Consider the following 24,238-nt stretch of genomic DNA (forward strand, 5'->3'; position numbering starts at 1 on the left):
CCTGCTCAGCGGGAATTACCTTTGAATCAGGTCAATGCCTTGCGCGTCTTGGCGGCACCCGTGCCAAACAGCTGCGGGGTCTGTGGATAACTGGCCGAGGGCAGGCTTTTCAGAATGGCTTTATACCAGTCGTTGTAAGTCGCTTCCGGCTTTTGCGCCTTCAAGGCTTTCAGGGCGTAATAGGTGAAGGCGCCGTTGTAGCGGCCTTTGATCTTGGCGTCGTAGCTGTAGTTGTTCGGGCCTTCCTTGCAGCCGGCCAGCAACAGGTCGCCGACCTGCTTGTCGAGGGCGGCGTTCAGTGGCGAGCTGCCGCTAGGCGCGACGATGGTTTGCACGGTCTTGCCGGCAAAGTTCTTCGGCAGCTTGCTGGCTGGCAGCCAGTTGCCCATCGGCATGAAGCGTGGCCGGGTATCGGCATCCGGCTCTGCCTTTGCGGCGCGGGTCACAGTGCCGGAGTGGCAGCTATCGGCAATCAGCAGCAGACGTACGCCGCCTTTGCGGGCGGCGAACAAGGTTTTGATTTCATCATCAATCAGTGCGCTGCCGTTGGTTTGCAGGTCGTAGGGACAGAGCGCTTCGTCGAGGCCATCCACTTCGTCGCCATCGGTGTCCGGCTGGTAAGTGCCGTGGCCGGAATAGGTGATGATCAGGCTGTCGCCCTTGGCGCCGCTGGCAATCAGCTTTGACATGGCGTCCACCATGGCCGCCTTGGTGGCTTGGTCGTCGAGCAGCAGCGTGGTCTTGTAACCGCGTTCGGCCAGTACCGCAGCCCAGTCCTGCGCATCATTGACGCAGCCTTGAAGGTCCATGTGGGTGCCGGGATAGTTGTTGATGCCGATGCAGAGTGCTTTCTTGGCCATTTTGTGTCTCCGTTTGTTTAGGTGGTGGACTAAGCGTTTCGAATGACAGATTGAATCCAAATAATTACTTTTTGATTACCAAAGCTGACGAGTATCGAGCCAGCTGACCTGGCCGGTACGTCGTTTGACCTCGCGGACCATGTGCGCCGTGCCGCCGGGTCCGTCGCCACCACCGCCATTCCACAGGCAGATGAAACGGACGCGATCCAGGCCCTGGGCCAGCGCGCTGTATAGCAGCCACAGATTGCAGCGCTCGAAAGGGTTCATCTCGCGTCCATCGCTCTCGCGGGGCAGCGGTCCGAGTTCGTCCGGCATGATGCGCGGCGGCAGGGTGAGCTTGTCACGCAGGGCCAGATAGCGCTGGCGCCAACTTTCGCCATTACTCGACGGCAGAACCGACGCCTCGATGAAATCAGGCTCTTCCAGTGGCAGCAGCATCTGAAAGGGAACGCCGCGTGCCATGCAGGCTTCGGCAAAGAGAATGTCGCCGCCGGCCGCGCACTGAGCGATGGCCAGGTCGTTCGGCCCGGCGCCGAGCTTGTCGAGAGTTTCCGCAATGCGGGCGGCGGCGATGGCTTCCTTGTCGGGTGGAAAGCGTGGTTCGGCCCGGTCGGGGCTGTCGATCATGTGGCCGGAAAACAGAAAGACCTTGTCGGGCTGGCGCTGGCAGGCCGGTGGCCTCAATCGTTGCATGGCGCGTTCAAGCGTGGCGAGCGCCGCATTGACGTTATCGGGGCGAAAGCCCAGCTCCGCCAGCAGGCCCATCTGCTTGCAGGTCGCATCCAGCGCCAGCCAGTCATTGTCGAGGTGAGCGATGGCCTCGCGAAAAGCCTCGCCGACCGCAGCCGGGTCTTTATCGAGTATGGCCAACGCCCCCAGATTGGCCAGCGCCCAGAAACGATTGGCTTCGTTGCGTTCACTTGAGGCCGCCCAGGCAACGCCGCCGGCCATGATTGCCGCCTCGTTGTCATAGCGCGTGTCACCGGTCAGGTCGCGATAAACGTGCATCATCATCACCGCGTTGATGCCCGGCAGGTAATGGCCGGGGCTGCGGCGAAAGGCCGTGCTGTAACTGTGGATGGTGTCGCGCAGCAAGGCATCCTCGTAGGCTGCGTCATCGCGCATCTGGGCCGGCGTGTGGCCGGGAATGCGCCAGGCATTGACCCATTCCTCCTTGTCCAGCCGAGCCAGGAGTTCCCAGGCATCGACATCATCGGCATCGATGTCGATCAGCTTCTTGTAGGTGGCGCGGGCCTCGTCGGTGCGCCCGATGTGCTGCAGGCAGACGCCGCGCTGACTGGCGGCTTCGTGATTATCCGGGGCGAAGGCAAGGGCCAGGTCGTATTGTTCCAGCGCGAAATTGAAATGTTCCATCCGGCGCAGCGCTTCGCCTGCTTTCATGTGAGCTTCAACCCGCAGCGGTGTGGCTGGGGCTTCGTCAGCCAGTACCAGGATGTCTTCCGGGTGATTGGCGTTGCGCGCCACTTCAATGCGGGTGGCCCATTCGTCGTAACTTTCCCAGTACGCCAGCGCATTGCCGACGCGCAGGCGACACCAATCGGGTTCTTCAAGATTGGGCAACAGGCTGTAAACCGGGCTGGTCTTGCGGCCGCGCCAGGCGTTCAGCGTGTTTCTGGCCATGGTCGCCAGATTGGCGATGTCGGTGGCCAGCATCTGCGGGTCGAGGGCGCCGTCCTTCAAATGGTAGGTCAGCTTGCGATCGGTGTAGATATCGAAAGGCTGAGCGGCGCGTGGGCCTTGAACGAGGATCACGCCACGGGCGCGCAAGGCATGGCGCACGCCCAGTTCGTACCAGACATTCGGGTTATCCAGCGTCAGGTCGGCGACCACAAGGTCGGCCATCAGGAGTTCCTGGAACATGTCGGCGCGAATATCGCCGGCGCTCCGTTCTTCATCTGCCCGCAAGACTTCCAGCCCGGCACTTTCCAGCGCCGGCCGGATGAACTCGGCGAAAACACGGTCAAAGTCGATCAGGCAACCGTCATCGCCGGGTTTGACACCGAAAGGCATGGCGACGAAGACATGCAGACTCATGGGCGGCTCTCTGTCGGCTGAAACTGCTTTTGCTGCCACCCGGAGCCAATTTTTTAGCGATGCTCTCGAGCGGAATTTATCCGGGTGCTACCAAACAAAGCGGGCCCGCGTGGGGAGCAGGCCATGAAGTTATCTTAGCCCGATGATTGTGGCATGCCAAGGGGCGTTTGGTGCTTTTGCCGTGAAGTGGCGGTTCTGGTTGGAATACCTGAGTTCGCCCTTAGCTTGGCAGGCGATAAAAAGCCGTTTGTGGTGAGCTGCATTTGAGCACTGCAAGATGGGTAACAAACTCAAAAACTCGTAAATGGTTGCTTGACGGTGCTGATTTAACGATCGACCTTGTATGCCATTAAGCCTGCTGGAAGTTTGGGCGCCAGCCGTCCTGCGCCAAAAAATTCTCTACGAGGAAAACGACCCGCCTGTCGGTAAATTACGCATTGCCGCCAGTTTGACGTAGAGAGTGCTGCGTGAAATTCCCAGCGTTCGAGCTGCCATTGACAGGTTGCCCTGGGCACCCGCAATTGCAGAATTGATCGCGCCCCGCTCCATCTCCGCAAGACGCCCGGCCGCAATAGTCGGAGTTGCTGCGCCTCTGGCCAGAACCGAATCGACAATGTCGGCACTGATGTGCGGCGGTAGCAGCGTGCTGTCGATGCTATTTCCATCGCTGAGGGCAAACATGGCTTCGAAGACGTTCTGCAATTCGCGGATATTTCCCGGCCAGCGATAGCGTAGCAGGTGGTGCAGGACTTCCGGAGCAAGGCTCTTTGGCGGGCAGCCGTATTTCCGGGCCAGGCGCTGATTGAGATGACCAATGATCGCTTCGGTATCCTCCGGGCGCTCGCGCAAGGGTGGCAGATGCAAGCTGACGACGCACAGCCGGTGAAAAAGGTCTTCGCGGAAGCGGCCGGCAATGGCGTCGGCCTGCAGATCACGGTTGGTGGCGGCCACGATGCGGACCGAGACTTTTCGCTCGCGCGTATCACCGAGTCGCACAACCACGCCATCCTGCAAAACACGCAGCAGATGCGGCTGCATGTCGAGCGGCATTTCGCCGATTTCATCGAGAAAAAGCGTGCCGCCATCGGCTTGCTCAAATTTGCCCGGCAGTCCGCCCCGACGGGCGCCGGTAAAAGCCCCGTCGCTATAGCCGAACAGTTCGCTGGCCAGCAATTCGCGGGTCAGTGCGCCGCAATTGACAGCAATGAAAGGCCCTTCTGGTTTGCTGCTCGCCTTGTGAATCGAACGGGCGAAAATTTCTTTGCCGGCCCCCGTTTCCCCGAGCAGCAAGACCGGTAGATCGAGCGGCGCGATCCTCCTGGCCCGAGCTTTTGCCGTTGAAATAGCCTGGCTGGTGCCGATGATCTCGGCGAAGACTTCGTCTGTTGCTTTGGCCGCTGGCGAGGGGATGCTGACCGCTGATCGCGCCGGTGTACCGATGGGAATAACCAGCAGAGTACCAAGGTCACCATCGCGCGAACGAACCGGGTGCAGCCATTCCGGACGCAACCAGAGCGGCATCTGGCGGAGACGTTCATCGGGATGGATGGCGAAATCGAGAACGGTTAGCTGACTGCCCACCTCGAAAGGCAGGCGTACGCCATACATCTCGCGGGCTTGTTGCATGCTGCCACTGGTTTTGACGATACGGCCGCGCTGGTCGAACAATACGACGCAATCGTTGCCGTAGCGGCTAAAGCCATCCATCGCATGTTCGAGCAGGCGACCATGCAATTCGGCATCGCGGCGCGCCAGGACGCCTTCGATCTGCTTGGCGGCGGAAATAACCAGTCCCAGCGTATGGCCATGGAAGGTTTCCTTGACGCCAGAGACGTCGACGACGCCAAGCAGATTTCTGCCCAGCGGATCAAGGATGGGTGCAGCGGCGCAGGTCCAGTGCTTGACGTCGATGCAGTAGTGCTCGCTGGCGTAGATTTGCACTGGTTGATGCGTAGCAATGGTTGTACCGATGGCATTGGTGCCGATCAGATCCTCGCTCCAGCAGCCACCAGGCGCCAGGTTGATCTGCTCGCCGGCATCGCGTGCCCGTGATTCGCCATTGAGGTCAAGAATCGTCCCGCTCGGATCACTCAGCATGATCAGCGTACCGGACTCGCGCAGGATTTCGCGCAGAGTTTCGAGCACCGGCTTGGCCGCCTCATACAAATCCTGCGAGCGGGCCCGCAACTGATGAATCTTGTCGCCGTCGGCGGTCGGCGCGCTGCCAATGGTCGGATCGACCGCTTCGGTACGACTGCGCCGCCACGAATCCAGCACGACATTGCGCACGCGGCCACCGGGCAGCGGCCTGTCCTGAAGGAAGCTTTCCCAGGAACTGGCTACGGCCGATTCGTCGCCGATACGTGGAATAAGAAGTTTGCTATGCGGGCTCACATCAGGCTCATGGCAGGTTCCGGGAGATCAACTTCCAAACAATAAATTAACTTAATCGTAACCGTAGCCGACGACGCCCCGGAAGTCAATAAAAGTCCTTGTGTATCAATGGCTTGTGCGGCGCAACAAATAACACGCCAACTGTCCGGAATCCGGGCACTTTGAAATTAGCGTCGTTATTCAGGACATTTTTCGCCGTTTCATCGGACAACCTTCAATTTTCTCAAGTTTTCACCAAACCCATGATTCATTGAAGAAATTTTGTGTGTTGACCGATTTCTCCCGGCCTGGCCCGGCCCTTGCCATTAAGTCTGCGTGGGACACCTCACACAAACACCAATGACAGGAGACAAACATGCAAACCCAGCAGTCAAACGTACAGGTGATGGGCATCGATGCCGGCGGCACGATGACCGATACCTTCTTTGTCCGGGCTGACGGCCGTTTCGTCGTCGGCAAGGCGCAAAGTAATCCCGGCGACGAATCGCTCGCCATCTACAACTCTTCGGTCGATGCCCTGGAGCACTGGGGCCGGACTGTCGATGACGTCTATCCCGAACTGGCGACCTGCGTCTATTCCGGCACCGCCATGCTCAACCGCATCCTGATGCGCAAGGGCCTCGACGTTGGCCTGATCTGCAACAAGGGTTTCGAGCAGATTCACTCGATGGGTCGCGCCCTGCAGAGCTATCTCGGCTACGCCCTGGAAGACCGCATCCACCTCAACACCCACCGTTACGACGAGCCACTGGTGCCAGTCTCCCGCACCCGCGGCGTCACCGAGCGGACGGATGTGCAAGGCAAGGTCGTTATCCCGCTGCGCGAAGAAGAGGTACGGCAGGCCGTCCGCGAACTGGTCGAAGCCGGCTCTCAGGCCATCGTGATTTGCCTGCTGCAATCCCACAAAAATGAAATCAGTGAGCAGCGCGCCCGCGATCTGGCCAATGATGAATTGAAGAAACTCAAGTCGGACATCCCGGTCTTCGCTTCGGTGGATTACTACCCGTCGCGCAAGGAAAGCCACCGGATGAACACGACGATCCTCGAAGCCTACGGCGCTGAACCTTCACGCCAGACGCTGAAGAAAGTCAGCGACCGCTTCAAGAAGCACGGCGCCAAGTTTGATCTGCGCGTCATGGCCACACACGGCGGCACGATCAGCTGGAAGGCCAAGGAACTGGCCCGCACGATTGTTTCCGGTCCGATTGGCGGCGTCATCGGTTCCAAACTGCTCGGCGAATACCTCGGCGACGAAAACATTGCCTGTTCAGACATCGGCGGTACCAGCTTTGACGTGGCGCTGATCACCAAGGGCAATTTCGCCATCAAGTCGGATCCTGACATGGCTCGCCTGGTCCTCTCGCTGCCGCTGGTCGCCATGGACTCGGTCGGTGCTGGTGCCGGCAGCTTCGTCCGCCTCGACCCGTACAGCAAGTCGATCAAGCTCGGCCCGGACAGCGCCGGCTACCGCGTCGGCACCTGCTGGCCGGAAAGCGGCCTGGATACGGTCTCGGTTTCCGACTGCCACGTCGTCCTCGGCTATCTGAACCCGGATAATTTCCTCGGCGGCGCCATCAAGCTTGATGTGCAACGGGCTCGTGACCACATCAAGGCGCAGATTGCCGATCCGCTCGGCCTGTCGGTCGAAGATGCGGCGGCCGGCGTCATCGAACTGCTCGACCTGACGCTGTCCGAGTACCTGCGTGCCAACATCAGCGCCAAGGGCTACAACCCGGCTGAATTCACCTGCTTCTCCTACGGCGGGGCCGGCCCGGTGCATACCTATGGCTACACCGAAGGCGTCGGCTTCAAGGATGTGGTGGTGCCGGCCTGGGCGGCAGGATTCTCGGCTTTCGGCTGCGCCTGTGCCGACTTCGAGTACCGCTACGACAAATCGGTCGACCTCGGTGTTGCCCAATTTGCCAGCGACGAGCAAAAAGCCGCCGCCTGCGCAACCTTGCAGGAAGCCTGGGAAGAGCTGGCAACGAAGGTTATCGACGAGTTCGTCATCAATGGCTACAAGCCGGAAGACGTGATGTTGATCCCCGGTTACAAGATGCAGTACATGGGGCAACTCAACGACCTCGAAATCGTCTCGCCGGTTACCAGCGCAGCCACTGCCGCTGACTGGCAACAGATTATCGAATCCTTCGAGAACACCTATGGCCGCGTTTATGCCAATTCGGCGCGCTCGCCGGAACTGGGCTTCTCGGTCACTGGTGCCATCCTGCGCGGCATGGTTGTAACGCAAAAGCCGGTGCTACCGGAAGACGCAGATGCCGGCCCGACGCCGCCCAAGGAAGCCTATCTCGGCACCCGGCCGTTCTACCGTCACAAGAATTGGGTCGAAGCAGCGCTGTGGAAGATGGAGTCGCTAAAAGCCGGCAATCACATCGTCGGGCCCGCCATCATCGAATCCGACGCGACGACCTTCGTCGTGCCGGACGGCTTTGAAACCACGATCGACAAGCATCGCCTGTTCCATCTCAAAGAAGTCAAGTGAGGAGACCCACCATGAATATGATGAGCAAAAAAGATATCGGCATCGGCAACCTGCTGGCCAGCGGCATGACGCTGAAGCAGCACCGCGATGCAATTCTCGAGCGCACCCAGTCGACCGGTTTCTACAACGGCCTGGAAAATCTCGAATTCCGCGATAGCGACCCAATCGGCTACGAGAAGCTGTTCTCCAAACTGCGCGGCGGCCTGGTCCATGCCCGGGAAACAGCAAAAAAGATTGCCGCCAGCCCCATCGTCGAGCAGGAAGGCGAACTCTGCTTCACGCTCTACAACGCGGCCGGCGACTGCATTCTGACCTCGACCGGGATCATCATCCACGTCGGCACCATGGGCGCGGCGATCAAGTACATGATCGAGAACAACTGGGAAGCCAACCCGACGATCAACCCCGGCGACATGTTCACGACCAATGACTGCGCCATCGGCAATGTTCACCCCTGCGACATCGCCACCATCGTGCCGATCTTCTGGGATGACAAGCTGATCGGCTGGGTCGGTGGCGTCACCCACGTCATCGATACCGGTGCCGTGACGCCCGGCTCGATGTCCACCGGGCAGACACAGCGTTTCGGCGATGGCTACATGATCACCTGCCGCAAGACCGGCATCAACGACGAGCCGCTGCGCGACTGGCTACATGAGTCGCAGCGTTCGGTGCGCACGCCGAAATACTGGATTCTCGACGAGAAGACCCGGATCGCCGGTTGCCACATGATTCGCCAGCTGGTCGAAGAAGTGATTCACGCCGACGGCCTCGAAGCCTACGAGAAATTCTCGGCAGAAGTCATCGAGGAGGGCCGTCGCGGTCTGATGAGCCGGATCAAGGCAATGACCCTGCCCGGCAAATACCGCAAGTTGTCCTTCGTTGATGTGCCGTTCAAGCATGAAGACATCCAGGTTTCCAACGCCTTCGCCAAGCTCGACTCGATCATGCACTCGCCGGTCGAAATGACCATCAAGCCGGACGGCAAGTGGCGTCTCGACTTCGAAGGCGCCAGCCGCTGGGGCTGGCATACCTTCAATGCCCACCAGGTGGCTTTCACCTCGGGCATTTGGGTCATGATGTCGCAGACGCTGGTGCCGACCCAGCGCATCAACGACGGCGCCTACTTCGCCACCGAGTTCCACCTGCCCAAGGGCACCTGGTGCAACCCGGATGACCGGCGCACCGGCCATGCCTATGCCTGGCACTTCCTGGTCTCCGGCTGGGCGGCGCTGTGGCGCGGCCTGAGCCAGTCCTACTTTAGCCGCGGCTATCTCGAAGAGGTCAATGCCGGCAACGCCAACACCTCCAACTGGCTGCAGGGCGGCGGTATTAACCAGGACGGCGAGATCCACGCGGTTAACAGCTTCGAGGCTTCGTCGTGCGGTACCGGTGCCTGCGCCGTCAAGGACGGTCTGAACCACGCCGCCGCCATCTGGAATCCGGAAGGCGACATGGGCGACATCGAAATTTGGGAAATGGCCGAACCGCTGCTATATCTCGGGCGCAACGTCAAATCCAACTCCGGCGGCTACGGCAAATACCGCGGCGGCTGTGGTTTCGAAACGCTGCGCATGGTCTGGAACGCCCAGGACTGGACGATGTTCTTCATGGGCAATGGCTACATGAACAGTGACTGGGGCATGATGGGCGGCTACCCATCGGCAACCGGCTACCGTTTCGAAGCCCACGACACCGGGCTGGAGCGCCGGATTGCCAATGGTGAAGGCCTGCCGCTGGGCGGCGACATCGATCCAAGTGCCCCCACTTACGAGCACAACATCGATGCCACCGCCAAGGTCAAGCGCGACAAGCAGTGCATGACGACAGAGGACTGCTATGACAACCATGACCTCTATCTGAACTATCTGCGTGGCGGCCCTGGCTTCGGCGACCCGATCGACCGTGATGTCAAAGCTATCGAAGCCGACCTGAACCAGAAGTTCCTGCTGCCGGAATACGCACAAAAGGTTTATGGCGCGGTGTTCAGCCAGGATGCCAAGGGCGTGTTTGTCATCGATGCCGCCAAGACCCAGGCCCGTCGTGGCGAAATGCGCAAGGAACGTCTGGCCCGTGCCCTGCCGACCCGTGAGTGGATGAAGGAAGAGCGCGAACGGATCATCAACAAGCATGCAGCCGTGCAGGTCCAGCACATGTTCGCCACCAGCTTCGGACTGTCCGAAAAATTCACCAAAGAGTTCAAGGATTTCTGGAACCTGCCGGCTGACTGGCAATTGCTGGAAGACGAGCTGGGCGTCCCGACCTACGGCTCCAAGCACCGCATGGATCTCTCGCTGATGCCCGACGTGACGACCGTCGTCCAGGTCGAAGAGTAATACGCGCAATCGATTATCTGAATCAAGGAGACAAAAATGTCATATACCAATGAACAGGTTTCACATCTGATCGAAGGCTCGCTGGACTGGGAAACGACTTTCCGCATGCTGTCGATGCCCAAGGACAACAGCCGCTTCGAACAGTATCTCGCGGCACTGCAGGCCAAGGTCAGCTTCAAGGACCGCATCGTTCTGCCCTTGGCACCGCACATGTACATCGTGCAGTCGGCCAAGACCAAGCAATGGATCATCAAATGCGATTGCGGCCACGAGTTCTGCGACTACAAGGAGAACTGGAAGCTGCACGCCTCGATCTACGTGCGTGACACCGAAGAAGCGATGACCGAGGTCTATCCCAGCCTGATGGCGCCGGATACCCAGTGGCAGGTCTACCGCGAGTACTTCTGCCCGACCTGCGGCACGCTGCACGATGTCGAGGCACCGACCCCGTGGTACCCGGTGATTCACGACTTTGAGCCGGACATCGAGGCCTTCTACAAGGAATGGGTGCATATGCCGGTTCCCGAGCGAGCTGACTAAAAGCGCAGTCACGAGGGGCCGGGAAACCGGCCCCTTTTTCAGATTGAGGACATATCAGCGATACAAAATAGTAGGGGACTGCACAAGATGAACAAGGTGTATTCAACAAGTGGCGCCGCGCTCGAAGGCCTGCTTTTCGACGGCATGACCGTCGCCGCTGGCGGCTTCGGCCTCTGCGGCATTCCGGAAAACCTGATCGAGGGCATGCTGAAAGCCGGCACCCGCGATCTGACCATCGTCGGCAACAATGCCGGGGTGGACGATTTCGGCATGGGGCCATTACTCAAGACGCGGCAGGTGAAGAAGGTCGTTGCCTCCTATGTCGGCGAAAACAAGGAGTTCGAACGCCAGGTGCTGGCCGGCGAACTCGAACTCGAACTGGTACCGCAGGGCACTCTGGCCGAACGGCTGCGGGCCGGCGGCGCCGGCATCCCCGGCTTCTACACGCGGACGGCCTACGGCACGCGGCTGGCCGAAGGCAAGGAAACCCGCGACTTCGATGGCAAGGACTACGTGCTCGAACCAGCGATCCAGGCCGACCTGGCCATCGTCAAGGCTTGGAAAGGCGACCGCGCCGGTAACCTCGTCTTCCGCAAGACAGCGCGCAACTTCAATCCAATGATCGCCACCTGCGGCACCGTCACCGTGGCCGAAGTCGAGGAACTGGTCGAGGTCGGCGACATCGATCCGGACCAGATCCATACGCCGGGCATCTATATCGACCGGATCATTCAAGGCAGCGGTTACCAGAAGCGCATTGAGTTCCGCACCACGGCCGATGCTGCGCTGGCCGGCAAGCACGACCCGGCGCGCGAACGCATGGCCCGGCGCGCTGCGCTTGAGTTACGCAATGGTTACTACGTCAATCTCGGCATTGGCATCCCGACACTGGTGGCCAACTACATCCCCGAAGACATCAAGGTCACCCTGCAATCGGAAAACGGCCTGCTCGGCATCGGCCCTTTCCCATCCGGCGAGCATGTTGACGCCGACCTGATCAACGCCGGCAAGCAAACCATCACCAGCATTCCCGGCAGCAGCTTCTTCTCCAGCGCCGACTCCTTCGCGATGATCCGCGGCGGCCACGTCGATCTTTCCATCCTCGGCGGGCTGGAAGTCTCGGAAAGCGGCGACCTAGCCAACTGGATGGTGCCCGGCAAGATGGTCAAAGGGCCAGGCGGCGCCATGGATCTGGTCTCCGGTGTCGGGCGGGTGATTGTCCTCATGGAGCACACGGCCAAGGACGGTTCGCCGAAAATACTGCCGCACTGCAGCCTGCCACTGACCGGCAAGGGCGTGGTGGAGATGATCATCACCGATCTCTGCGTCTTCACAGTGAACCCCGGCGGCGGCCTGACTTTGATCGAACTGCAGCCAGGAATATCAGTGGACGAGGTTGCGGCGAAAACGGGTTGCCCGTTTGCCGTGCGTCTGGGCTTGCTGACGCGAGCACCGGAACTCGTTTCCTGCTCCTGAACCGAACAATGGGAACAGTCGGCAATGGACTGCCGCAAGCCGGCAGTCCACGCGCCGCCATTGCCCTGATCGGTGAACTTTGGGATATTGAGTGTGGGCACCTGCTTGGGGAAATCTCGCGGGGCGAGCACCAGCGAGCTGTAAAGGCTCTACGCGACCGGCATGAAAACAGCAGCACGATAGTACGCACCAAGGGAAAAATCGATGAGTGATGCTTATAAAAATGGAATGAAAGTCCGCCGTGAGGTCATGGGAGATGAATTTGTCGACCGTGCATTGGCCAACGCCAGCGAGTTTTCCCAGCCATTACAGGATTTCATTACCGAGAACGCCTGGGGCAGCGTCTGGTGCCGCCCCGGACTCGAACTTAAAACGCGCAGTCTGATCACCGTAGCCATGCTCACCGCCCTCGGCCGGCAACACGAGCTACGTGGTCATGTCCGTGGTGCACTCAATAACGGCGCAACCGCGGAGGAAATCCGGGAAGTCATCTTGCATGCCACCGTCTATTGCGGCGTTCCGCTAGCTGCTGATGCCATGCGAACAGCGGAGTCCGTGCTTTCCGAATGAAATAATCTGCGATTTATATGTTGTGAATTAATGTCTTACTGCGTATCCATGACAGATGAAGACGTAAAATTTCATGGTGGTTTTGTATCGGCGGATTTAACTTGCTGACGTTCTTCTATGCTCTGGCGTACTGATAAATTCAAAGCGTTCCGTCAAGGCGACGACGAACGCAGGGACGCTTCAGTATGCACTGAAGCGCTGCGCCATCTTGTGCTTGCGGAAATAGGACACGACGAAATCGATGAAAGCACGGCTCTTTGCCGGCAGTAGCTTCTGCGCCGAAAAGTAGAGCGAAAGGGCGCCGGCATCGGCATACCAGTCAGGCAGGACGCGGACGAGCCGCTTGTTGGCGAGATAGGGCTGGGCGTTGGGCATGCTGGTGACGGCAATGCCCAGGTCCTGCTCGGCTGCCTCGAGCGAAGCGGCTGGGTCGCTCATGGTCATGCGGATTTGCATGTCTATTGGCATCTGTTCCTTGCGGCGTGCATCCTTGCTGTTGATTAGCCCCCACGGACGGATACGCCCGGTTTGCGGCGAGCGAATGAATATGCCGGCATGCTGCTTGAGTTGATCTGGATGCGTGATTGCCGGCCGAGCCGCGAGGTAGGCCGTAGAGGCGAGCAAAACGATGTGTGCCGGCGCCAGTGTGCGGGCGACCAGGCCGGGAGGAAGCTCGAAGCCGCCGCCGATGGCGGCGTCAAAGCCTTCCGCGATTAGATCAACCTGACGATTGTCAAAGTGCCAGTCTGGCACGATGGCTGGATGCTGGGCGAGAAAGTCGCTCAATAGGGGCACGATGTGTTCGCGCCCAAAGGCGTTGCCCATGCTCACCTTAAGCGTGCCAGCGGCTTGTCCTTCAGCATCGGCTAGGTTGGCGACCGCGCTCTGTATGGTCGCCAGGCTACCGCTGACCTCGGCCAGGAAACGCGTGCCCGCTTCGGTCAGGCGGAGGCTGCGCGTGCTGCGCTGGAACAGGCGAATGCCCAGGCTGACCTCCAGCTTGGCCACGTTCTTGCCCACAGCGGCCGAGGTCAAACCCAGGCGCCGCGCCGCTTCGGAGAAGCTACCGGCTTCAGCGCTGCGGACGAAGCACTCGATACTGCCTAATGTTTCCATGCGCCTTTCAGGCCAAATCCAGCCTGCCTATTTCAAACCATTAGTTTGAATAGAATATAAGGATTCATGGCTTATCACAACACAATGATCGGCGGATAGTTTGCTCCATGGCGCAGCGATATTGCGAAGCCAAACCACTCCAGGAGTTACATCATGTCGAAGCAAGCTCAAAACGTAAAAGCTCAAGTCAATCATCTGGCCGGCAAGGTCGCTTTTGTTCAGGGAGGATCGCGCGGCATTGGCGCTGCCATTGTCAAGCGGCTGGCTCGTGACGGTGCTGCCGTAGCGCTGACCTATGCCAACTCAGCTGACAAGGCACAGGAAGTCGTCAAGGAGATCGAAGCCATCGGCGGTCGCGCCATTGCGATCAAGGCCGACAGCGCCGATGCCAAGCAGATCAAAGCCGCCGTGCAGGTAGCCGCCGATACCTACGGCAAGATTGATATCCTGGTGAACAACGCCGGCGTACTGGCCTTGGGCAATGTCGCCGACGCAGAGATCTCGCTCGAAGAGATTGATCGCACCCTGGCCGTGAATGTGCGTAGCGTGATCGTCGCCTCGCAGGCGGTGGTCACGCACATGGACAAGGGTGGCCGCATCATTACGATCGGTAGCACCAACGCCGACCGCATGCCCTTCCAGGGCGGCTCGATATACGCCATGAGCAAGTCCGCCATCGTCGGTCTGACCAAAGGCCTGGCGCGCGATCTCGGTCCGCTCGGTATTACCGTCAATAACATTCAGCCCGGCCCGATCGACACCGAGATGAATCCGGACAGCGGTGATTTTGCGCAGACATTGAAGGGCCTGATGGCACTGCCGCGCTACGGCACGGTAGAGGAAGTGGCGAGCTTTGCTGCATATTTGGCCGGCCCCGAGGCTGCCTACATCACCGGTGCCAGCCTGCTGATTGATGGCGGATTTTCCGCCTGACGTTTGCAAATCGGGTGCTTCCAAAACCAGCCAAGGCTGGTTTTTGGTTTTCAGAGTCCGAGATGGACATAGACAGAATCGAGTATCTGGGACGTAACCGCCGCCGGAGCGCAGCGCTGGCCACCAAGGTGAATTGGGCTGGCTCTTGACGATACATCGGAGGACTGCTTGAGCTTCCAGATCAAACGTAGCATGTACGGAGTCGACTATCAGCATAGGCCAACCTGCAGTCAAAAACGGGAGTCTTTCGCTCCGTAACAAATCAGCCAATTTGGTCATCGATCTGATCGTTTGCCGATGGCTGCAATGAACTGTTCCCGAGCGATGGCTGTCCTACGGCGCGAGCGCGATCGGAAATGGCCAGTTCATCTACGTTATCTGCTTGTAGTTCCCCGTGTGTCGCATCGGTGGAAATTCACAGCCTGCGAGAAATCTGTACGTCGATTCAATACATTCAGTGCACAAACCAAGCTGCCCAGACTGAATGAGACCAATAACAATCAATTGGAGAACCGCATATGTCTGACTCAAGTACTTACACCCCGCCCAAGGTCTGGGTCTGGGACAAGGCCAACGGTGGCCAATTTGCAAACATCAACCGACCGATAGCCGGGGCTACGCATGAGCAGGCACTGCCGCGTGGCAAACACCCGCTGCAACTGTATTCGCTGGCGACGCCCAACGGCGTCAAGGTCACCGTCATGCTGGAGGAGTTGCTGGCGCTCGGTCATGTTGGCGCTGAATACGATGCCTGGCTGATTCGCATCAACGACGGAGATCAGTTCGGTAGCGGTTTTATCGAGGTGAACCCCAATTCCAAGATTCCCGCGTTGCTGGACTGCAGCGGCCGCGAGCCGGTCCGGGTGTTTGAATCCGGGTCGATTCTTCTCTATCTGGCTGAGAAGTTTGGGGCCTTTGTGCCGACGGAACCGGCTCACCGCGCCGAATGCTTGTCTTGGCTGTTTTGGCAGATGGGCAGCGGGCCCTTCCTGGGTGGTGGTTTCGGCCATTTTTATGCCTATGCACCGACTAAAATCGAGTACGCGATTGACCGCTTTGCGATGGAGGTCAAGCGGCAGATGGACGTGCTCAATCGGCGGCTGGCCGAAAGCCCTTACGTCGGTGGTGATGAGTACACGGTTGCCGACATGGCCATCTGGCCGTGGTACGGTGCCTTGGCCAAAGGCCAGTTGTACGAGGCGGGTGAGTTCCTGCAGGTAAGCGATTATCCCCACGTGATTCGCTGGGCCGACGAAATAGCCATGCGCCCGGCGGTGAAACGGGGCCGCATGGTCAACCGGGTAATGGGGTCGCTGGAAAGCCAGTTGCATGAGCGCCATGACGCCAGCGATTTCGAGACCCGCACGCAAGACAAACTGCAGGCACAATCATGATGACGCGCTGCGATTGTGTCAGCATGCCTTGCTTGCACAGTAATCGTTTTTTGCTATTTGAAAAATTCATCACTGAATCTGAATGGAGCCATGATGTCCGCGCACTCCCTTGAAGATCGCGCCATGGGCGCCTTGCTGGGGGCTTTCATCGGCGACGCCCTAGCGCTTGGCCCGCATTGGTACTACGACCTGGATCAACTTCATGCCGATTATGGCCAGTGGATCAGCGACTACACCACGCCCAAGCCGGGGCGCTATCACGCAGGGATGAGGGCGGGGCAGCTTTCTCAATCCGGGGTGCTGCGGCGACTGACTCTGGAGTCTTTGGTGGATTGCGGCAGCTACGACGAAGCGGACTTTTGCCGTCGCCTGGACAACGAATTTTTCCCGCTGCTTGATGGGACGCCCATGAACGGGCCGGGTGGCTACACCAGCCAGTCGATCCGGGAGGCTTGGCGCAAGCGGGTTGGCGCCGGATTGCCTTGGGGGCAGGTGGCGGGAAACGCGGACACCACCGAAGCCGCGGAGCGCATTCTCGCCATTGCTATCCGTTACGCGCTGCAGCCGGCTGAACTCGCGTCGGCCGTCACCCGGAATACGGTGCTGACGCAGAGCGATGGAACGGTTGTGGCGATGACGGTCGCCTTCGGCGCGGTACTCGGCATGCTGGTTGAAGGGCAAGCAATGGATGCGGGCATCTCGGGCAAATTGATGGCGCGGGTAAAGTCTGGTGAGCTGCCTTTTCACGCCGTCACCAGTGGTAACTTGCAAGCGCCACAGCCCGGTCAGGCGGAAGCGCCAACTGCCGGTCGTTTTCCATCGCCGGATGCATTGCTGAGCCAATCCTCGATTGCCATGGCTGCGGTCGATCCCGATATTCGCATCGAGCCGGCGTGGAAGGTTTCTCTGGTGTATGGCATGCCCTGCGCGGTCTATCACCAGTTTCCGGCTGCTTATTATCTGGCGGCACGGTTTCATGATGACTTTGAGTCTGCGGTACTCCATGCGGTCAATGGTGGCGGTCAGAATCAGGCCCGCGCCATTCTGGCCGGCGCCCTGGCCGGGGCTCAAACCGGCCTTTCGGGAATTCCTCAACGTTTTCTGGCCGGACTGGAAAATAGCGGCGAGTTGCTGGCTTTGGCGGGCCGACTGGCCAAGCAGATAGGTCACTAGCGGAAACGCTCAGCCGACGGCTGACTGTCGGTTGGCGCAGCGGGTTAAGAGGGATTGCCGGGAAAACGCCCAAACCCGATTTCAATTTTGCCCAAAATTTCCGGTTGACCGTGGAAACGACGCAAACACCAAGGCGATGCGCCAAAACATGCCGGGCATATGGCGCAAGCGACGGGGCGCACAACAAATCTGCATGCTGAATGCGATAATTCCAAGGCACGGGCACCTTGCCCGTGATCGGAGGAGGCACATTGGAAATCCTGCACGAAGTTATCGAAATGGGTTTGCTCCTGGACATGATCGTTGGTGCGGTGATCGCCTATTTTCGCTTCCGGGGGCGCAAATTCGGGTTGTCCGATCTGCTTGTATTCGGGACACTGGCCATTGCGGCGGATATTTTGTCCTACCTGCTTTTCCGGGAAGTCGCCGGGCCGCATGCGGACTCCGCTGCTTATGGCGCCCTGGTAGCGATGCTTTTCCTGTTCGGACTGGTGCCCGTTGCCGCCGGAATCAGCATGATCGCCATCGTTGCGCTGATCGTCTGTTCGGCTCGCTATCCAGCGCTCCGCTATGGTGTGGTGTTGGCGGCGATAGCGGCCTGGTCCGGGCACGTCTTTTTGGGAAACGTGGGCAAGATGTCAGAACCCGGCAACGCGCTGAACAGCGATAAATTGGCCGGGGAAAACTGGGCGCTCGAATCCGGGGCGATCACCAAACAGGATTGTGATCGGCAATCCAAAGCACAGGCTTTTCGCGAAGGTTGCTACGCGCGGCTAACGCGGTGATGCGCCTTGCAGCGTTGGTTTTGGCCGATATGGTGTCGCTGAACATTGAGGCACAAAAAAAGGGAGCTTGTTGCTCCCTTTTGTTTTTCAGCGACAAATCCTCGTTTTACGAGCTTGTCATCCTGAATTTTTGGTCGAAACTCAGGCGAAGTTGGCTTCGGCGAAGGACCAGTTGACCAGCGAGGCCAGATAGGTTTCGACAAACTTCGGACGCATGTTGCGGTAGTCGATGTAGTAGGCGTGTTCCCAGACGTCGACGCAGAGCAGTGCCTTGTCGCCGGTGGTCAGCGGGGTGCCGGCGGCGCCCATGTTGACGATGTCGACGGAGCCGTCAGCTTTCTTGACCAGCCACGTCCAGCCGGAACCGAAGTTGCCGACAGCAGAGGTCTGGAAGGCGGTCTTGAAGGCATCCAGCGAGCCCCACTTGGCGTTGATGGCATCGGCCAGGGCACCCTTGGGGGCACCGCCGCCGTTCGGAGTCAGGCAGTTCCAGAAGAAGGTGTGGTTCCAGACCTGGGCTGCGTTGTTGTACACGCCGCCGGCCGGTGCCTTCTTGACGATGGCTTCGAGGTCGAGGGCTTCGTACTCGGTGCCCTTGATCAGGTTGTTAAGGTTGGTGACGTAGGCTTGATGGTGCTTGCTGTAGTGGTAGTCAAAGGTTTCGGCCGACATGTGCGGGGCGAGTGCGTCTTTGGCGAAGGGCAGTGCGGGCAGTTGATGTTCCATTGATGTTCTCCGTTGGGGTTTGATGGGGGTAAATCGAAAATTCTAGTCAGCTTCCGGGCTAGCGACAACCTTATTCACGGTGGCCTCGGCAGCGCCGCTGGCAAACCGGAGCTTGAGCAGGTCGCCAGGGCTGAGTCGGGTGGCGTCGCGGATAGCCCGGCCGTCAGGGCCTATGGCAAGTGTATAGCCTCGCGCCAGGACGGCGTGTGGATCAAGCTGAATGAGACTGTTGGCAAGTGAATTTAGTTTCCCGGAATATTGGGAAATTGCCCATTGGCTCTGCCGGGTGAGGCGATATTGCAGGTGATTGATGCTGTCGGCGAGTTTTTTCGGTTGGGGACGGGCGCTGCCGTAGCGCTGCCTGAGCGCTTGCAGGCGGACGGCGCAGTGCTCGGTTTGCCGGCGCAGGGCGTGTTGCAGACGGTTGCCGAAGGTGTCGATTTCACGCCGGCGCTGCTGGATGCGTTCGGCCGGATGGGTCAGGCGGGCGGCTAGCCAGTCGAGGCGCTGCATGTGATCCGTTAGCGCACGATCCATGCGGCGGCTGATCTGATTTTGCAGTTGGGTCAGGCGGTCGAGCAGGGCATCGCGGTCAGGGCTGGCCAGTTCGGCCGCTGCAGTTGGTGTTGGGGCGCGCAGGTCGGCAGCAAAGTCGGCGATGGTGAAGTCGGTTTCATGGCCGACGCCGCAGACGACAGGAATGGCCGAGGCGTGGATGGCGCGGGCAACGCTTTCTTCATTGAAGGCCCAGAGGTCTTCGATGCTGCCGCCGCCACGACAGAGGATGATGGCGTCGCAGTCGCTTTTGCCGGCCTGGGTGATGGCTTCGGCAATTTTGGCGCCGGCACCTTCGCCCTGGACGGGTGTCGGAAACAGCGTGATCGAAATATGCGGGGCGCGTCGGTGCAGTGTGCTCAGGACATCGCGCAGGGCGGCGGCTTGGGGGCTGGTGACAATGGCGAGGCGGCGCGGGAAGGCGGGCAGCTGTCTCTTGCGGTCAACGGCAAAAATGCCTTCTTTTTCAAGCTTTTCCTTGAGCTGCTGGAAGCGTTCGAAGAGGTCACCCTGGCCGGCGCGGCGGATGGCTTCGACATTGAGCTGGAATTCGCCACGTGGTTCGTAGAACGAGACCAGTGTGCGGGCTTCGATCTGCTGTCCGTTTTCCAGCCGCCAGCCAAGCAGTTGCGCCCGACTGCGCCACATCACGCAGCGGACTTGGGCGCTGCTGTCTTTCAATGAGAAATAGACGTGACCGGAAGCGGCGTAGGTCAGGTTGGATATTTCGCCGCCGACCCAGGTCAGAGGGAAAGCTGATTCCAGACAATCCCTTACCTGACGGTTGAGGCTGGAAACACTGAGGACGATGCTGCTGACAGGTGCGGTTGGCGGAGGCATGCTTGGATTGTAACCCTTGGCGAATCGGCATGGCTGCCTATTGATAGATTTGAAGTTTGTTAAGTCATTGATTGTTATATAAATAAATGATGTGCCTTGTTTTTTGGCAGAGCGTAAAAAGTCCTTTGATAGATAGGGGTTAGCGCTGTTGATGACAGCTGATTCACAGACTTATCCACAGGTTTTGGGGATAAGCCGCCGCAACCCTGCTATTTCCTTGCTTGCCCTGTGGCGGGGGGAAGGGCAGAATTGCGGGCTGATATTCCATCAAGGATGACTTCACGTGTTTGCAATCGTTCAGGCGGCCGGCTGGCCTATTTGGCCATTGTTACTGGCTTCGATCATTTCCGTGGCGCTGATTATCGAGCGTCTGGTGGCGCTGCGTCGTTCCAAGGTGGTTCCCGCTGGCCTGTTGCAGCGGGCGGTTGGTGAATTCAAGCGCGGTGCCAACAACGACAAGTTGCTTGATGACCTGGAGCGTCATTCCCCACTCGGCCGGGTGCTGTCTGCCGGCTTGCGCAACGTCAATGCGTCCCGCGAAATCATGAAGGAGTCGATCGAGGAAACTGGTTCTGCCGTTTCTCATGAGCTGAATCGTTATTTGACGACGCTTGGCACGATTGCCTCGATCAGTCCGCTGATGGGGCTGTTCGGTACGGTGGTCGGCATGATCGAGATTTTTGGCTCGCAGTCGCCGACGGGGGCGAATCCGATGCAACTGGCGAATGGTATTTCCATTGCACTCTATAACACCGGCTTTGGTATCTTCATCGCGGTGCCCTGTCTGATTTTCTGGCGGCATTTCCGGGCGCTGGTCGATGGCTTTGTCGTCGAAATGGAGCAGCAGGCGGTGCGTCTGGTCGAATATATGCACGGCGATCGGAAGTAAGCGATGAATTTTCAACGCGGCCGCGGCAGCGAAGAGCCGGAAATCAACTTGATTCCGATGATCGACGTCCTGTTGGTCATCATCATTTTCCTGATGTTGACCACGACTTACGCCAAGTTTTCCGGGCTGGAGATCAATCTGCCGACGGCGGATGCGACCAAGCAAGCTGAGCAGCCGAATGAGATCAATGTTTCGGTGACGGCCAGCGGGCAGGTGCTGATTAATAAATCGCCGCTGACCGCCAGTGATGTGAAGAGCATTGCCGATGGCTTGCGCCGGGCGGCCGGGGCCAAGGAAGATCCGTTGATCGTGATCAACGCGGATGCCAAGGCCACGCACCAAAGCGTCATTGATGTCATGCAGGCGGCGCAGACGGCGGGTTATCCGCACATTTCCTTCGCGACCCAGAATCGCTGATGCTGGCACGCTGGCTACAGCGAAAGTGGTTTGAGCAACGCCGGCTAACGCCGGCGTTGTGGCTTTTGCTGCCACTAAGTTGGCTCTATGGATTGTTGAGTGCGCTGGGCCGTCGGCTGGCCAAGCCTCGGCAAATGCCGGTGCCGATCATTGTGGTCGGCAACATCATCGTTGGCGGTGCCGGGAAAACCCCGCTCACGCTTTGGCTGGCGCAGCAATTGAAGGCGCGTGGCTGGCGACCGGGGATTGTCAGTCGTGGCTATGGTCGCAGCGCGGATGGCGTTGTCGCGGTGAGCACCGATTCGTCGCCGGCGGAGGTTGGTGACGAGCCGCTGTTGCTCGCTCGGCGTAGCGGTGTCCCGGTCTGGGTCGGGCGCCAGCGTGCCGAGGCTGGCGCTGCGCTTTTGGCTGCGCATCCGGAGGTTGATGTCTTGCTCTGCGATGATGGCCTGCAGCACTACGCGCTGGCGCGTGATGTCGAACTGGTGGTTTTCGATGCGCGTGGGGCGGGGAACGGCTGGCGCCTCCCGGCTGGGCCGCTGCGCGAGCCCTTGGGACGACTTGCTACGGTCGACGCGATTATTTGCAATAATTTGAAAGGTTTTCGGCCGGCTGATGTGCCGACTTTTGACATGGCGTTGCGGCCAGGCGTGTTTTATCGACTGGGCAACCCGCAACAAACTTGTACCGCCGGCAGCCTCAAGGCACGTGGTGCATTACATGCCCTAGCCGGCATCGGAAATCCCGCCCGCTTTTTTCAAACGCTGGCATCGCTTGGCCTGGCCTGCGAAAACCATCCATTTCCCGATCATCATCGCTATTCCTCTGCTGATCTGGCTTTCGCCAAAGACGGCATCTTGCTGATGACGGAGAAGGATGCAGTAAAATGCGCGGGTCTGACGGCGGGTGAAACTTGGGTTTTGCCTGTCGAGGCCGAGCTTTCGCCGGCCCTTATTGAACTGATTTTGGAGAAACTCCGTGGACGCCAGGCTGCTTGATATTCTCGTCTGCCCGATTTGCAAGGGCAATCTCGAACACCGCAAAGCCGAGAAGGAACTGGTCTGCAAGCCCTGCAAGCTGGCTTTTCCGATTCGCGATGATATTCCGATCATGCTGGAGGATGAAGCGCGCCAACTGAACGCGGACGGACAGTAATGTCCGGCTTTGCCTTCAAGGTCGTCATCCCGGCGCGCTATGCGTCCACCCGGTTGCCGGGCAAGCCGCTGCTTGATCTGGGCGGCAAGCCGATGGTGGTCCGCGTGGCAGAGCGGGCGCGTCTGTCGGGAGCGGAAGAGATCTGGGTGGCCACCGACCATCCCGACGTGCGTGCAGCCGCCGAGGCGCATGAAGTTGCCGCACTGATGACGCGTACCGACCACGCGACGGGGACTGATCGCCTGGCCGAAGTCGTTGAGCAGCGGGGCTGGAGCAGCGATACCATCATTGTCAACGTTCAGGGCGACGAGCCGCTGATCGAGCCGGACGTGATCATCCAGACGGCGCGCCAACTGGCTGCCAGTGGTGCAGATATTGCCACGGTTGCCCATCCAATCACCGATCCGGCCGATTTTTTCAACCCGAATGTGGTCAAGGTCGTGTGCCGGGCGGATGGCGATGCGGCCTATTTTTCCCGCGCACCGATTCCCTATGCGCGCGACCATTTCGCCAAAGAGGCCGGCGGTGAAACGTTGCCAGCTGATTTTCCGGCCTATCGCCACGTTGGTTTGTACGCTTATCGAGCTTCGTTTTTGAAGGCTTTTTCCGGGTTGACCGTAGCACCTACCGAATATTTTGAATCGCTGGAGCAGTTGCGAGCTCTGTGGCATGGCTACCGGATCAGCGTCACCTTGGTTGATGTCGCGCCGGCGCCTGGTGTCGATACGCCCGAAGATGCAGCGCGGATGCGCAAATTGTTTGACCGTGCCATCAATTGCGAGTAATTTTCCGCTCTTGGAGAGCGGCCAATTTTGAAGCCGATAACAAGAATTTTTTAGACAAAACCGAGGGACTTTTCATGAAATTGATTCTGTTGGGCGCACCTGGCGCTGGCAAGGGAACGCAAGCAACTTTTATCTCCAAACAGTTTGGCATTCCCCAGATTTCCACAGGCGACATGCTGCGTGCCCAGGTCAAGGCGGGCACTGCCCTCGGCCTAGAGGCCAAGAAGCACATGGACGCTGGCGGCCTGGTACCGGACGCTGTGATTATCGGCATGGTCAAGGATCGTCTGACCCAGGACGATTGCAAGAACGGTTACCTGTTTGACGGGTTCCCGCGCACCATTCCCCAGGCTCAGGCCATGAAAGATGCTGGCGTTCCGATTGAGTACGTACTCGAAATCGACGTGCCAGACAGCGATATCGTGGAGCGCATGGCTGGTCGCCGCGCTCACTTGTCGTCGGGCCGTACCTACCATGTCAAGTACAACCCGCCGAAGGTTGAAGGCATCGACGATGTGACCGGCGAACCGCTGGTTCAGCGTGATGACGACAAGGAAGAAACTGTCAAAAAGCGTCTGGAAATCTACCACTCTCAGACCAAGCCGCTGGTTGATTTCTACAGCAAGTGGGCAGCCGAAGGTGATGCCATTGCGCCGAAGGTGCGCAAGGTAGCAGGCGTCGGTAGCGTTGATGGCATTACCAAGAGCGTGTTTGAAGCGCTGAAATAAGGAGCAAC

Annotated in this window: 21 protein-coding genes; 15 read left to right on the plus strand and 6 right to left on the minus strand. The window is 59.2% G+C overall.

Annotated features, from left to right (window positions below; all coding sequences use genetic code 11):
* Nucleotides 1–26: 26 nt before the first annotated feature.
* The 3 genes from IPJ12_16600 to IPJ12_16610 all read right to left on the minus strand — a co-directional run bounded on the left by IPJ12_16600 (nt 27) and on the right by IPJ12_16610 (nt 5,309).
* The gene (locus tag IPJ12_16600; GenBank protein MBK7648720.1) at nt 27–860 is read right to left on the minus strand and encodes a caspase family protein; all 834 of its coding nucleotides are present in this window, start codon (nt 858–860) and stop codon (nt 27–29) included.
* A 75-nt stretch (nt 861–935) separates the two neighbouring features.
* Complete coding sequence (locus IPJ12_16605) at nt 936–2,915, minus strand: DUF4071 domain-containing protein (protein MBK7648721.1); 1,980 nt, start codon at nt 2,913–2,915, stop codon at nt 936–938.
* A gap of 399 nt (nt 2,916–3,314) precedes the next feature.
* Entirely contained in the window at nt 3,315–5,309 is a 1,995-nt protein-coding gene (locus IPJ12_16610) for a sigma-54-dependent Fis family transcriptional regulator (GenBank protein ID MBK7648722.1), read from the minus strand.
* A gap of 355 nt (nt 5,310–5,664) precedes the next feature.
* Between IPJ12_16610 and IPJ12_16615 the strand changes: the two genes are divergently transcribed.
* The 5 genes from IPJ12_16615 (at nt 5,665) to pcaC (ending at nt 12,734) form a co-directional block, all read left to right on the plus strand.
* Entirely contained in the window at nt 5,665–7,812 is a 2,148-nt protein-coding gene (locus tag IPJ12_16615; protein ID MBK7648723.1) for a hydantoinase/oxoprolinase family protein, read from the plus strand.
* Between the two features lie 11 nt (nt 7,813–7,823).
* Entirely contained in the window at nt 7,824–10,148 is a 2,325-nt protein-coding gene (locus IPJ12_16620) for a hydantoinase B/oxoprolinase family protein (GenBank protein MBK7648724.1), read from the plus strand.
* Between the two features lie 36 nt (nt 10,149–10,184).
* Complete coding sequence (locus IPJ12_16625; GenBank protein ID MBK7648725.1) at nt 10,185–10,688, plus strand: acetone carboxylase subunit gamma; 504 nt, start codon at nt 10,185–10,187, stop codon at nt 10,686–10,688.
* A gap of 87 nt (nt 10,689–10,775) precedes the next feature.
* Nucleotides 10,776–12,164 carry a 3-oxoacid CoA-transferase subunit B gene (locus tag IPJ12_16630; GenBank protein MBK7648726.1) on the plus strand — a complete coding sequence of 463 codons (1,389 nt, stop codon included), beginning with the start codon at nt 10,776–10,778 and terminating at the stop codon, nt 12,162–12,164.
* 204 nt (nt 12,165–12,368) lie between these two features.
* Nucleotides 12,369–12,734 (plus strand): 4-carboxymuconolactone decarboxylase, encoded by a 366-nt coding sequence (gene pcaC / locus IPJ12_16635; GenBank protein MBK7648727.1) that lies wholly within the window; start codon nt 12,369–12,371, stop codon nt 12,732–12,734.
* A 180-nt stretch (nt 12,735–12,914) separates the two neighbouring features.
* Here the strand turns inward: pcaC and IPJ12_16640 are convergent, their stop codons facing one another.
* On the minus strand, nt 12,915–13,850 hold the full coding sequence (locus IPJ12_16640; protein MBK7648728.1) for a LysR family transcriptional regulator: 936 nt from the start codon (nt 13,848–13,850) through the stop codon (nt 12,915–12,917).
* Between the two features lie 153 nt (nt 13,851–14,003).
* Between IPJ12_16640 and IPJ12_16645 the strand changes: the two genes are divergently transcribed.
* The 4 genes from IPJ12_16645 to IPJ12_16660 all read left to right on the plus strand — a co-directional run bounded on the left by IPJ12_16645 (nt 14,004) and on the right by IPJ12_16660 (nt 18,135).
* A complete protein-coding gene (locus IPJ12_16645; GenBank protein ID MBK7648729.1) occupies nt 14,004–14,783 on the plus strand; it encodes a 3-oxoacyl-ACP reductase FabG in 780 nt (259 codons plus the stop codon).
* Nucleotides 14,784–15,301: 518 nt separating this feature from the next.
* A complete protein-coding gene (gene yghU, locus IPJ12_16650; protein ID MBK7648730.1) occupies nt 15,302–16,177 on the plus strand; it encodes a glutathione-dependent disulfide-bond oxidoreductase in 876 nt (291 codons plus the stop codon).
* 93 nt (nt 16,178–16,270) lie between these two features.
* A complete protein-coding gene (locus IPJ12_16655; protein ID MBK7648731.1) occupies nt 16,271–17,350 on the plus strand; it encodes an ADP-ribosylglycohydrolase family protein in 1,080 nt (359 codons plus the stop codon).
* Between the two features lie 251 nt (nt 17,351–17,601).
* Nucleotides 17,602–18,135, plus strand: a complete 534-nt coding sequence (locus IPJ12_16660; GenBank protein ID MBK7648732.1) for a hypothetical protein — start codon at nt 17,602–17,604, stop codon at nt 18,133–18,135.
* A gap of 141 nt (nt 18,136–18,276) precedes the next feature.
* Here IPJ12_16660 and IPJ12_16665 read toward each other — a convergent pair whose 3' ends face one another.
* Nucleotides 18,277–18,861 carry a superoxide dismutase [Fe] gene (locus IPJ12_16665; GenBank protein ID MBK7648733.1) on the minus strand — a complete coding sequence of 195 codons (585 nt, stop codon included), beginning with the start codon at nt 18,859–18,861 and terminating at the stop codon, nt 18,277–18,279.
* A gap of 42 nt (nt 18,862–18,903) precedes the next feature.
* A complete protein-coding gene (locus IPJ12_16670) occupies nt 18,904–20,256 on the minus strand; it encodes an exodeoxyribonuclease VII large subunit (GenBank protein ID MBK7648734.1) in 1,353 nt (450 codons plus the stop codon).
* Between the two features lie 283 nt (nt 20,257–20,539).
* On the opposite strand from IPJ12_16670, the gene IPJ12_16675 reads away from it, so the two are divergent.
* From IPJ12_16675 to adk, 6 genes are all read left to right on the plus strand, one after another.
* Entirely contained in the window at nt 20,540–21,145 is a 606-nt protein-coding gene (locus IPJ12_16675) for a MotA/TolQ/ExbB proton channel family protein (protein ID MBK7648735.1), read from the plus strand.
* A gap of 3 nt (nt 21,146–21,148) precedes the next feature.
* Entirely contained in the window at nt 21,149–21,562 is a 414-nt protein-coding gene (locus IPJ12_16680) for a biopolymer transporter ExbD (GenBank protein ID MBK7648736.1), read from the plus strand.
* Nucleotides 21,562–22,560, plus strand: coding sequence for a tetraacyldisaccharide 4'-kinase (locus IPJ12_16685; GenBank protein ID MBK7648737.1), 999 nt, complete (start codon nt 21,562–21,564; stop codon nt 22,558–22,560). The genes IPJ12_16680 and IPJ12_16685 overlap by 1 nt, the downstream gene beginning before the upstream one ends.
* A complete protein-coding gene (locus IPJ12_16690; GenBank protein MBK7648738.1) occupies nt 22,541–22,717 on the plus strand; it encodes a Trm112 family protein in 177 nt (58 codons plus the stop codon). The genes IPJ12_16685 and IPJ12_16690 overlap by 20 nt, the downstream gene beginning before the upstream one ends.
* A complete protein-coding gene (kdsB, locus tag IPJ12_16695) occupies nt 22,717–23,502 on the plus strand; it encodes a 3-deoxy-manno-octulosonate cytidylyltransferase (GenBank protein ID MBK7648739.1) in 786 nt (261 codons plus the stop codon). Before IPJ12_16690 ends, kdsB begins: the two co-directional genes overlap by 1 nt.
* Before the next feature lie 74 nt (nt 23,503–23,576).
* Entirely contained in the window at nt 23,577–24,230 is a 654-nt protein-coding gene (gene adk, locus IPJ12_16700) for an adenylate kinase (GenBank protein MBK7648740.1), read from the plus strand.
* Nucleotides 24,231–24,238 lie beyond the last annotated feature (8 nt).

This window comes from Betaproteobacteria bacterium (assembly GCA_016709965.1).
In the GTDB taxonomy this organism is placed as follows: Bacteria; Pseudomonadota; Gammaproteobacteria; order Burkholderiales; family Rhodocyclaceae; genus Azonexus; species Azonexus amarohabitans.